Origin of the sequence: Cnuella takakiae, from assembly GCF_001953305.1 — a bacterium.
In the GTDB taxonomy this organism is placed as follows: Bacteria; Bacteroidota; Bacteroidia; order Chitinophagales; family Chitinophagaceae; genus Flavisolibacter; species Flavisolibacter takakiae.
In genome coordinates this window covers 2,789,518-2,801,093 of record NZ_MTFE01000010.1, presented here as the reverse complement: position 1 = coordinate 2,801,093, position 11,576 = coordinate 2,789,518, and the positions used below count along the sequence as shown (strand labels likewise).

The window sequence follows — 11,576 nt, the reverse complement described above, 5'->3', positions numbered from 1 at the left end:
CTCCCCTTTCTTATACGGTTTACTTAAAGTATTTGAGAGCTTTTGGAAGCACACACATATAAAGCTGGTCAAGCTACCGCAACCCTATTTGCCGATGGCAGTACGTGCAACTTGAGGCCAACAACTTGCAGCTAGTGGCTATTTCGGCATGCCATACTTGTCAATCCAATCGAGAATACCACCCTCAACGTTGTAGGTCTCTTTAAATCCTACCTGGTCCAGCACCATACAAGCCATGGCACTGCGTTTACCGCTGCGGCAATGGATGTACACGGGTTCCTCTTTCAGGTCTTCAAGGTCTTCCAGCTGCATTGTTTGGATCTTACCCAGGGGCACCAGTTGGCCGCCCAGGTTGGCTTCGGCGTACTCGTGCGGCTCGCGCACATCAATGAGGTTGATCTTTTCGCCGGCGTCCAGCTTGGCTTTCAGTTGTGCTACGGTAATACTTTTCATGGCATTTTATTGTAAAGGTTCCTGTTCGGTAACAGGTTGCGTGAGGGCTGCAGAATCGGTTACGGGTTTTTCCACGCTCAGCCACACATCAATCATCTGGCCCGGCCGGATACGCAGTGGGAAGCCGGCTTCTGTTTTGGGCGCCGGGCTTTGGCGGTAAATAAAAGCTGCCGCGGAATCCTGTACATCGGGATTGGCCAGCACCGAACCCAGCACAATGCCCTGGGCCTGCAACAGGATATTGGCTTCATCGTAGGTAAGACCAACAAGCGTAGGAACGGTAAGATCGGTATTCCCTACGCCACTGCCAATCACCAGCGAGATGGTACTTCCCATCCTGATTTTGGTGCCAGCAGGAATGGTTTTGCCGTTAAACAGCTGGTCCAGTACGGAGTTCTTGGCAAAATCAGGTTTATAGGTTGTGTCGCCCATTTTCAGGCCCATATTCTTGAGCACCATCTCCGCGTTGCGGAAGCTATAACCTTTCAGGTTGGGCATTTCAATTTCGGGCGGAATGGAGCGGTTAACGGTAACGTATACCGTGCGGTTCACCTTTACCACATCATCAGGAGCGGGCACCTGCTTGATAACCGTTCCGGGTTGCAGTTCCTCGTTATAAATGGAATCCTGGATCACCACTTCAAAACCCTGCGACTCCAGTGTCTTTTGCACCTCGGCTATATTTTTATTCACCACCGCAGGCACCGTCTTAGCCTCTCCGTGGTGGGTAAGCCAGTTGAGCGACTCTACAAACAGGAACCCGAGCAAAAACAGGAAAACCAATCCTGCCAGGATGTTGACGATCAAAGACTGCCGGGTAATGAATTTAAACATGCAGGATTATCCGATTTTGGGGCGCAATATAAGTAAAGTTCAAGGCGGTGGGGTTAGCGCTTTGCTAAAGCCTCGGCCACCAGGCGGCTGTAAAAATCCTGCAGGGTCCAGCCTTTGGCCCTTACCTGCTGCGGGATGATGCTGGCTTCGCTTTGCCCGGGAACGGTGTTAATCTCCAGCATGTAAGGCTTCGCAGCAACTTCATCATAAATAAAGTCGATGCGCACTACGCCGCTGCAATTACAAACAGCATAAATGTTTTTGGCCGCCGCTTCAATATTGGCTTTCCATTCTTCACCGATTAGCGCTGGTGTGATTTCAGTGGAAGCGCCATGGTACTTGGCTTCATAATCGAAAAACTCGTTTTGCGCAATTACCTCGGTGATGGGCAGTACTTGTATTTGGCCTTCAGTTTTAAAAACACCAACAGTAAACTCTCTGCCCTGGATCATTTGCTCTACCAGCACCTGGTTGTCTTCGGCAAAGGCTTTTTCAATGGCTGCTGCCAACTCCTCGCCCTTGCTCACCTTGCTCATGCCGATGCTGGAGCCGCCATTATTGGGTTTTACAAAAACGGGCAGTTGTAGCTGCTGCAAAATGGTGGCGACATCATAGGCTGTATGCGCAAACAGGTGTACCGAAGGCGCTACGGCGATGCCGGCCATGGCAGCGACGGCTACCGTATATCTTTTATTAAACGTAAGTGCCGAGGTGGCGGCATTGCAGGAAGTGTAGGGCAAACCCAGCATATCGAAATAGCCCTGCAGCCTGCCATCTTCACCTGGTGTGCCGTGCATGCCAATAAATACACCATCGAAGCGGATCGTTTCGCCATGCAGCCGGAGGGAAAAATCATTTTTATCAATGGTGCCCGCCCTATGATCGTCCTCGAGGTAAAACCAGCCTTCTGGGTTGATGTCGATTACATAAACATCATACAGGTTTTTATCGAGGTGGGTATAGATGGTTTTGGCCGATTTATAAGAGATCACGGATTCGCCGGAGTAGCCACCGGTAACCAGGGCGATTTTTTGCTTCATGAATTGGGTTTGGGGAGCGAATTTACAGGAAAGAAGGACACCTGACAGGTCTTGAAGACCTGTTAGGTGTTGGAAAAACCTATAAGGTTTTGAAAACCTTATAGGTTTAAATAAATAACAAAGGTGAAGGGCCGATCCCTTCACCTTTATACCGGAAATATCACCGGCTTAACGTACAGCCGAAGCTGCGATGCTTGTTGCAAGTTATATGTAATAAATTACAAATGCAAGGCTTCTTTCTTTTGCAGCAGTGCATCTACGGTTTCCTGGTACAGCTCATCCGGTACACAGCAATCAACCGGGCAAACGGCAGCGCACTGCGGCTCTTCATGGAAGCCCTGGCACTCGGTACATTTGCTGGGTACGATGTAGTAGGTGTCTACAGCAATAGGTGCATTGCGCTGGCCGGCATCAACTACGGTACCGTCTACCAGGGTAAAGCTACCTTTCACGCTGGTGCCGTCGGCTACCGCCCATTCCACACCACCTTCGTAAATTGCGTTGTTTGGACACTCCGGTTCGCAGGCACCGCAGTTAATACACTCGTCTGTTATCTTGATTGCCATAGTGCTTGTTTGATTGCTCGGGAATTATTTTTGTGCCCACAAATTTAGGCGCCCAACAGTAAAAAACCATTTTCACCCCTGCAAAAACTGGGCAAGCCTTTGCAGGAAAACCCAATGATGCTCATGACGCTTCAACAAAGAATAAATATTTTGGTTCGGTTAGGCAATTATATGCAGGAAAATGATGAAGCCTGGCAAAGTGCAAAAAGGAAAGCTTTTGTAAACAATAATTGGTTTATTGAGGATTTCGTGGACCTGGCGGTCAACAATATTGTACAACAACTGCTGCAACCCGAGGCTCTGCACCAGCTTGCAGCTTCCTATAAAATTCCAGACACGCTACCTGCTCCCAAAAAGGTGGGAATTGTTATGGCGGGCAATATACCCCTGGTGGGCTTCCACGATTTTTTATGTGTCTTTCTTTCCGGTCATATCGCACTGATCAAACCTTCTTCAAAAGACGAAGCGCTGATCACCCAATTGGTGAACCTTTTGCATCAGTGGGAGCCAGCAACGCAGCAAACCGTTGCCATCCTTCCCCTGCTGAAAAATTGTGAGGCCTATATTGCTACAGGCTCCAACAATAGCAGCCGCTACTTCGAAGCATATTTCAGCAAATTCCCGCATATCATTCGCAAGAACCGAACTTCCGTGGCCATGCTAAGCGGTAAGGAAAGCACCACTGAACTGGAATCCCTTGCCGATGACATATACCAGTACTTTGGTTTGGGTTGCCGCAATGTTACCAAGCTATACGTACCGGTGGGGTACGATTTTGTTCCCCTCATAAATGCCTTACGCAAGTACAGCCACCTCACCGACCACAACAAATTCAAAAACAACTACGATTACCAGCTTGCTGCCAAAATCATCAACAATGAGTATTACATGACCGATGGCACCATCTTGCTGATTGAAAACAAATCGCCTTTCGCACCCATCAGCCAGGTACATTACGAGTATTACGAGCAGGCAGACGATGTGTTGCAACAACTTTCCGGCGATGAAGCCATTCAGTGCGTTACAGGTACGGCAGCGATACCCTTTGGCGGTGCGCAAACACCCGGCATTTGCGATTTCGCCGACGGCGTGGATACGATGGCGTTTTTGATGGACCTGGGTAGCGGAAATTAGGTGTTGGTAATTGGTGAATGGTAAAAAGTAAGACTCATCATCTTTCATCAAAGGAATTATAATGGGTTATGTTATTCATAAGAAATAACTAAACATGTGAACCATACCAGCCAACTACTAATACCTAATCACTAATTACCAATCACCAATCACCTCCCCTCCGATCTACGAAGACCTTAGTAAATTGTTTGTTAAACAGAACTGCAGGGATTAATTTCGGTTCAAACTGTTTCTACCTTAGACAGGACAAGGCACGTATTTTGAAACCTAGATAATAGATAATAAACCCGATAGCAATGAAAGTGAAACAGATTGCGCTTACTGTGGCCATCAGTGCAGCTTCCGCGGTACTCAGCGTTTGGGGTTACGAGCAATTCGCCCAGAACAAAGAGTCCAACATCGGAAATTTTGGCACCAACATTCCTGCAAATTATACAGGCTTTTTCGACGGTAAAGCCAATCCGGCAGAAGCCATTGACCTGACAAAAGCTGCCAATGCAGCTGTTCCTGCAGTAGTGCACATTAAAACCAAAATTCCTGCACGCAAGCAAACCAATAACATCACCAGCCGCCGCGGTGGTGGTATGTTCGACGACTTCTTTGATGACCTGTTTGGTTATGGTCCCAACGTTATTCCGGAGCAGCGTGCTTCCGGTAGCGGTGTGCTCATCAGCGAGGACGGATATATAGTTACCAATAACCACGTGATCTCCGATGGCTCAAACGGTGTGGCTTCGGAAATCAATGTTACGCTTGCCAACCGCAAAACCTACAAGGCTAAACTGGTTGGTCGTGACCCCAGCAGTGACCTTGCCGTATTGAAAATTGACGGCAATAAGTTTCCCTTCCTGGTGTACGGCAATACCGCCAGCCTCCAGTTGGGACAGTGGGTTCTGGCAGTTGGTTACCCATTGACGCTCGATGCTACCGTTACAGCTGGTATTGTTTCGGCAACTGGTCGTACCATCAATATCAACCGCAGGCAAACTGCCGCTGGCGAATCACCTGTTGAGTCGTTTATCCAAACAGATGCTGCCGTTAACCAGGGCAACAGCGGTGGCGCCCTTATCAATACCAATGGCGAACTGATCGGTATCAACTCTGCCATCCTTGCGCCGAATGGTACTTATGCAGGTTATTCTTTTGCCATTCCGGTGAACATTGTCAAGAAAATTGTTGATGATATTGTTCGCTTTGGCGATGTACAACGTGGCTACCTGGGTATCTCCTACTACTCTACCGACGACATGAGCGAAGAGCAGGTGAAGCAACTGGGTGTTCCAAATACCGCCAATGGGGTGTATGTATCTGCGGTTTCGCCTGATGGTGGCGCGTCTGCTGCCGGCATTCAAAAAGGTGACGTAATTACCAAGGTGAACAACAACCCGGTAAACAGTGGCCTTCAGATGAGTGCACAGATCGCTTCTTTCCGTCCCGGCGATAAGGTTCCGGTGACCTATATCCGTGGCGGTAAGGAACTGACCACACAGGTGACCCTAAAGAAGAAAGCCGGTACTTTTGAAGATGTAGCCAGTGCCAATATCGGTTCCCGCCTGGGTGCTGACCTCGCTACCCTCGACCAAAGCCGTGCCCGTGAATACGGTATACAGGGCGGTGTACAGGTTCGCAAGATCACCCAGGGTGGCGCACTCAGCCGCACCCGTATGGGCGAAGGCTTTGTGATTACCAGTGTCAATGGTGCTGATGTCACTTCCCTGGAAGCCCTCACCAAGGTGCTGGGTAATGCCAGCGGCTCGGTAAGGCTGGAAGGTATTTATCCCGGTTATGACGGTATGTATACCTATCCGTTGAACCTGGAACAATAACCGCAGAAGAGTATGATTTGGAATGATTAAAATGAATATAAAAGCAAGCGGCTGCCTATTTGGGTAGCCGTTCGCTTTTTGTACAAAACAGAGCTTGCTTTGGAAATACGCTTCCTATTTACATCCAATTGAAAACGGCTACTATCTCCAGTAGCCGTTTTCAATTTTAAGTTTAAACACCTGTACCTGTATTCAAATCATTATAGCCTTAATTGAGAAAAGGACTACGCATCCCAAGTCATACAAATCATTTCAAATCATACTTATCAGCGGTTCAGTCTGCGTATACAAGGTACTGCCACGGCTTCAACTCCAGCGAATGGTGCTGGTCGAAGTTGTGGTTTACTTGATGAAATACTTCTTTCAAGCTGCCTTTAACTGCGCCTGCAGGCACCTGGAAGGTAACAGGTTGATTGGATAAGTTGAGTACCGTAAATACCTGCCTGTTTTCAAAACGTCGCACATAAGCCAGCACCTGGTTGTCCTGGGCGGTATGGATGCGTTCTACAGTTGCTAGTTTAGCACTGCCGTTCAGGGCAGGATGGTTGTGGTGCAGGGTTAATAGGGTTTTATAAAAAGGTGCCAGCTGGTTTTCCTCCTTCCAGTCGATGGGGTCTTTTTCAAAAAATTCCAGCCTTTTGCGGTTGGGCAGTTCCTGCCCGCTATATACCAACGGCAGCCCGGGCCAGGTACAGGAAAATACAGCCAGTGCAGGAGCAGCATCACCATACTTTTCGTACTCGGTGCCGTTCCAGGTATTCTCGTCGTGGTTGGTGGTAAACCATGCCTGCATGCCTGGTGCCTGCTGGTATTGCTGCAACAAGCTGTCGAGGCCGGCCACACCCTGGTGTTCCTGGTAAAATGCCTTGGTTTTGTGCATCCATTTCCAGGAATAGGCGGCATCAAACACCTGCATGTACTCGGGGTTTTCCAAGGGATCGAACTCGCCCAGCCAGAACAGCGGTTTTACTTTATTCAGTTCATTGGCAGCCTGTATCCAGAAATCAACTTCCACCCAGGAAGCCAGGTCGCAACGGAAACCATCGATGCCCGAATCGGTAATCCAATACTTCATGGCATCGATCATAGCCTGGCGCATTGCCGGATTTTTATAATCCAGTTCAATGATATCGTCCATTCCTGAAGCGATCTTGAAGTCTTTGGTTGCCGGATCTTTTTCGTAAAAATCGGGATGGGACTTCGTCCATACATGGTCCCAACCTGTATGATTGGCCACCCAGTCAATGATTACTTTAAAACCCATATCATGTGCCTGTTTTACCAGTGCCTTCCAATCGGCGAGGGTACCGAATTCGGGGTTGATAGCGGTATAGTCGGCAGCAGCATACTGGCTGCCGAGGCTGCCCTTTTTATTTTTCTGGGCTATGGGCGTGATGGGCATAAACCAGATGGTTTGCACCCCCATTTCCTTCAGCCGGGGCAGGTGTTTGGCAAAAGCATTAAAGGTGCCTTCGGGCGTGTACTGCCGTACGTTCACCTCGTAGATATTGGTATGGTTAACCCAGGCCTTGCCTGTTTCCTTTGTTGTCATGGTGTTGGTGCTTAGGGGTTTATTTACCGAACAGGAGAGCAGCAGGGCAGCTGCAGCTACCGAACAAATCACACGCTTCATCTGTCTTGTTTATTGCCGCAAATTACGAACGAATAACACCTAACAGGTCTTTAAGACCTGTTAGGTGTACCTTTGAGCTCAAATTCCATAATTGCCCCGATGAAAAGTTTCGACGTTCCGGTAATGTACCGCAGCCCGCTGATTTCGGCCATCAAAAAAAAGCGCAAGGAAGCGGACCGCATGAAAAAAGACTTCTCGCCTACCCTGCTCGATTTTGGGCCCATGCGAATCTACCTGGCCCGTCACTTCGGCTTTTGCTATGGTGTTGAAAATGCCATCGACATTGCTTTTCGTACCGTGGATGAAAACCCCGGGAAACGCATTTTCCTGCTCAGCGAAATGATCCACAACCCGCAGGTAAACTACGACCTGCGCAGCCGCGGCGTACAGTTCCTGCAGGATAATCATGGTAAGCAGATCGTGCCTTTTGAAGAACTAGCCGCCGACGACGTGGTGTTGATTCCTGCTTTTGGCACCACCCTCGCCATTGAGGCCCAACTGAAAGCCATTGGAATTCCTACCGAGAAATACGACACCACCTGCCCCTTCGTGGAAAAGGTTTGGAACCGCAGCGAGGTTATTGCCAAGAGCGACTACACCATTATCATCCATGGCAAACCCAGCCATGAAGAAACAAGGGCAACTTTTTCGCATGCAGCAGCCAATGCGCCATCGGTGGTGGTAAAAGACCTGAAACAAACCATGGAGCTGGCTAAATATATTACGGGTCAAAAAGACGCTGCCGGCTTTTATAACGAGTTTGCCGGCCAGTATTCGGAAGATTTTGATGTAAACCAGCACCTGCAACGCATTGGCGTGGTAAACCAAACTACCATGCTGGCTTCCGACACGCAAGGCATTGCCGATTACCTGAAAGGTGTGATGCAGGATCATTTTGGATTGGATGAAACTAACATCAAAGAGCGTTTTGCCGACACCCGGGATACTCTCTGTTATGCCACCAACGACAACCAAACTGCCGTTACGGGTATGCTGGACACTCCTGCCGATCTGGCCATTGTGGTAGGCGGATACAATTCGTCCAACACCTCGCACCTGGTAGAATTATGCGAGGAGAAATTGCCAACATATTATATCAGCAGCGAAGCAAAGATCCTGTCGGAACAAACCATCAGCCACTACAACTTTCATGATAAAATAGAAAGCGTTACGGAAGGCTACCTGCCCCAAAAGGAAACAGTAAACATCCTTATCACAAGCGGTGCTTCCTGCCCCGATGCGGTGGTGGAGGAAGTGATCCGCAAGCTGCATGGCTATTTCCCCGGTGCAAAAGCTTTTGATGAACTGGTTGCGGAGTTTGCATAAGGCATAGCCAACATCATTGCCGCAAGTAAACCACTTACAAGATTGGTCCCTTAAGCTGATGGTCACCATCCCATGGTTGAAACCGCAGGCTGATGAATTAGGACAGGAAGTGGCGGAGGCCCTGAACCATGTTGTCTACTGCAGTTTTCTATATTGAAATCCTCAAAGATTGATGCATATAAAAAAGCAGCACCCTCGAAAGAGTGCTGCTTTTTTATATGCATTACTAAGTTAGCATGCTTGCAGCTTGTAGCTAAAAACTTGCAGCTTTTACAGCGCCAAACCCACCGAAATCTGGATCGCCTGGTTGCGCCACTTGTTTTGGTCGCCAAGGTCGTTGATGTTTTTCAGACCCACCACATAGCGGCCCGACACAACAGCCTTACTCACTTTTACCTGCAATCCACCTGCCATAGAAAAGTCGCCGCCGGAGAAAGCTGACTTACCATTTTCCAGCAGGTTCTTGTCCTTATTCAGCAGTACACCAAACTGGGGGCCCGCCTGCAGGGATACCAGGTTGCCGATAAACTTATAGTTCAGCATGATGGGAATCGTGAGGTAATTGAGTTTTACATCACCATCCTTTACTTCCTGAAATGCACTTTGATAGATGTTGCGGAAATTGCTGTCTACCCTTGTCTGGGTTTGGGTGTACAATACTTCGGGTTGCAGGGCAAACTTGTCGCCCAGGCCAATCATGGCAAAACCACCCAACTGGTAACCATAACGAAACTCCTGTTTAAAAGACTTTCCGTCCACTTTGGTAATGTTGGCGCCGGCTTTCACACCTGCGGTAAGCTGGGCCATAGCAGCGTTCGACAGCAGTACGAACAGGGCAATAACAGATAACTTGATTTTCATGAAGCTGGTTTTTAAGTGATAGAACATCCTTTGGACGCCCAAGGGTACAGGATGTTACATGTGAAAAAATGTTAAAAAATGATCCCGGTATTTAAAGCAAAAGAGGCGGTAAAATGCTGGTCGCTGGTGGGTATATAATAATCCAGCGCCATCTGTGGCTGGACAAAGAACTTACCCCTGTTATAAGTGGTACGCAAAAAGGCAGTAACTGCCAAAGGTTGAAACTTTGTTGATTCCTGCAGGGTCACCTGGTCGGAAAGAAATGGCTTGTTAATGGCATCGCTAACCTTTACCACGTAGCCGTTGGTACTTTGGTTGAAACCATACTGCTGCGTGCCACCGGTAAAGGAAAGCTGTGGCGAAAAACGGAAATTATCCTTATTGCTCAGCACATTAAAGAAGTAAAAATCATGACGGGTGGAAAGGCTTACCATCCAGTCGGAAACCGATTCACTGGTGGTGGTTACCACCTCACCAGGAATTTCGATTGGTCCTCCGCCCCCCTGCTTCTTCTTCCCCTTTTGTTTCAGAGCCTTGTATAATATTGCCTGCCGCGTAACCTCGGTTTTGGTGCCCCACCCATAGGAAACAGAAACGGATGGCTTGAACCAGCTTTTGCGGTACAGGCCATATACCGAGAGTTCATTTTTAAGCGGTGATGTGTAATAGCTGAGGCTATCGGGCCGGGTAAAACGGGTATAGGCAATCCCGGTCATCACCCTTTTAAATTTCAGGTAATCATAGGAAACGGTCGCCAGGTACTGTGAAGGCTTCAAGCTTCCATTTTGCGTAAGCATCATGGCTGTAGCCGCTACACCTAAGCCGGATTTGTGGTAATAGGCCGCAGAGGGCGATAACATCAGCGACTGGGTAGTGGTGGCCTGCCCGCTTTGGCTTTGCACATTCAGCAGCCGGTTTCCTGCCATAAGGGATACGGTACCAAAGCTTTTAGGTTTGGTGATGGAATCGAGCAAACTCCCCAGGTCGGAAAAGAGGGCGTCAAGGTCGTCCAGTTCAGCGCCCGAAAGGGTACTGTCCTTTTGGCCCTGCACCTGCTGAAAACCCATCAGGCCAAGAGCTGCCAATAAAAAAGGTTTGATATAAGTAGCTGGTTTTTTCAAAGGTTGCGGTTTAATTACGCAATCTGGTGAAAAGTTCTTTAACTAAACGCTTCATTGTAGAATTTATTGGATCAGGCAAATTCCAACAGGGTGATTTCAGGTAAAATACCCACCCTTCCTGGATAACCGATAAAACCAAAGCCGCGATTTACATACAATTTCTGGTTGTCTTTTTCATACAACCCCGCCCATTGCTGGTACACGTACTGAACAGGGCTCCACCGCAGCCAGGGAAGTTCTACGCCAAATTGCATACCGTGTGTATGACCGGCGAGCATGAGGTCGATATCGGGGTAATTGGGCCTTACTTCCGCATCCCAATGCGAAGGATCGTGGCTCATCAGGATTTTAAAAGGCAGGTGGCTGGCTCCCTGGTAGGCTTCGGCCATTTTACCATATTTGGGAAAACGGGCCTTGGCGCCCCAGTTTTCGATACCCAACAGGGCGATCTGCTCACCGTTTCGTTCCAGAACGGTATGCTCATTCAGCATCAGGTTCCAGCCCATTTCGCGGTGCACGCCTTTCAGTCTTTCCAGGTTTTCTTTTTTGTGCTGGATGGTTGGCCAGGGCTCATAGTCACCGTAATCGTGGTTGCCCAATACTGAGTATACACCCATTGGCGCCTTCAACCGGCTAAACACTTCTTTGTAATCATCCATTTCATCGGCGCGGTTGTTTACCAGGTCGCCGGTAAAAAGAATCAGGTCGGGGTTTAGTCCTAGGATTTTGTCTATCCCCCTTTGCACCGCATCCTTATTATTAAAGGAGCCGCTGTGCACATC

The 11,576-nt window shown here is 48.6% G+C and carries 11 protein-coding genes; 3 read left to right on the top strand and 8 right to left on the bottom strand.

The features are described from left to right. Positions 1–138: 138 nt before the first annotated feature. From BUE76_RS12260 to BUE76_RS12245, 4 genes are all read right to left on the bottom strand, one after another. The gene (locus tag BUE76_RS12260) at positions 139–453 is read right to left on the bottom strand and encodes a rhodanese-like domain-containing protein (RefSeq protein ID WP_073040013.1); all 315 of its coding nucleotides are present in this window, start codon (positions 451–453) and stop codon (positions 139–141) included. Between the two features lie 6 nt (positions 454–459). Continuing rightward, a complete protein-coding gene (locus BUE76_RS12255; protein WP_073040015.1) occupies positions 460–1,287 on the bottom strand; it encodes a PASTA domain-containing protein in 828 nt (275 codons plus the stop codon). A gap of 53 nt (positions 1,288–1,340) precedes the next feature. Then, positions 1,341–2,327: a D-alanine--D-alanine ligase gene (locus tag BUE76_RS12250; protein WP_073040017.1), complete on the bottom strand. Its 987-nt coding sequence runs from the start codon at positions 2,325–2,327 to the stop codon at positions 1,341–1,343. Between the two features lie 218 nt (positions 2,328–2,545). After that, positions 2,546–2,893, bottom strand: a complete 348-nt coding sequence (locus BUE76_RS12245) for a 4Fe-4S dicluster domain-containing protein (RefSeq protein ID WP_073040019.1) — start codon at positions 2,891–2,893, stop codon at positions 2,546–2,548. Between the two features lie 123 nt (positions 2,894–3,016). On the opposite strand from BUE76_RS12245, the gene BUE76_RS12240 reads away from it, so the two are divergent. Further along, positions 3,017–4,027 (top strand): acyl-CoA reductase, encoded by a 1,011-nt coding sequence (locus BUE76_RS12240; protein WP_073040020.1) that lies wholly within the window; start codon positions 3,017–3,019, stop codon positions 4,025–4,027. A 296-nt stretch (positions 4,028–4,323) separates the two neighbouring features. Continuing rightward, a complete protein-coding gene (locus BUE76_RS12235) occupies positions 4,324–5,853 on the top strand; it encodes a trypsin-like peptidase domain-containing protein (RefSeq protein WP_073040022.1) in 1,530 nt (509 codons plus the stop codon). 274 nt (positions 5,854–6,127) lie between these two features. Here the strand turns inward: BUE76_RS12235 and BUE76_RS12230 are convergent, their stop codons facing one another. Continuing rightward, the gene (locus BUE76_RS12230; protein ID WP_073040024.1) at positions 6,128–7,486 is read right to left on the bottom strand and encodes an alpha-amylase family glycosyl hydrolase; all 1,359 of its coding nucleotides are present in this window, start codon (positions 7,484–7,486) and stop codon (positions 6,128–6,130) included. A 99-nt stretch (positions 7,487–7,585) separates the two neighbouring features. Here BUE76_RS12230 and BUE76_RS12225 point away from each other — a divergent pair, with 99 nt between their 5' ends. Further along, positions 7,586–8,812, top strand: coding sequence for a 4-hydroxy-3-methylbut-2-enyl diphosphate reductase (locus BUE76_RS12225; RefSeq protein WP_073040026.1), 1,227 nt, complete (start codon positions 7,586–7,588; stop codon positions 8,810–8,812). Between the two features lie 270 nt (positions 8,813–9,082). Here BUE76_RS12225 and BUE76_RS12220 read toward each other — a convergent pair whose 3' ends face one another. The 3 genes from BUE76_RS12220 to BUE76_RS25145 form a co-directional block, all read right to left on the bottom strand. Beyond that, entirely contained in the window at positions 9,083–9,673 is a 591-nt protein-coding gene (locus tag BUE76_RS12220) for a porin family protein (protein WP_073040028.1), read from the bottom strand. A gap of 71 nt (positions 9,674–9,744) precedes the next feature. Next, complete coding sequence (locus tag BUE76_RS12215) at positions 9,745–10,794, bottom strand: hypothetical protein (RefSeq protein ID WP_073040030.1); 1,050 nt, start codon at positions 10,792–10,794, stop codon at positions 9,745–9,747. Between the two features lie 71 nt (positions 10,795–10,865). After that, positions 10,866–11,576 (bottom strand): metallophosphoesterase (locus tag BUE76_RS25145; protein WP_254049530.1); only part of this gene is annotated, 711 nt, incomplete at its 5' end.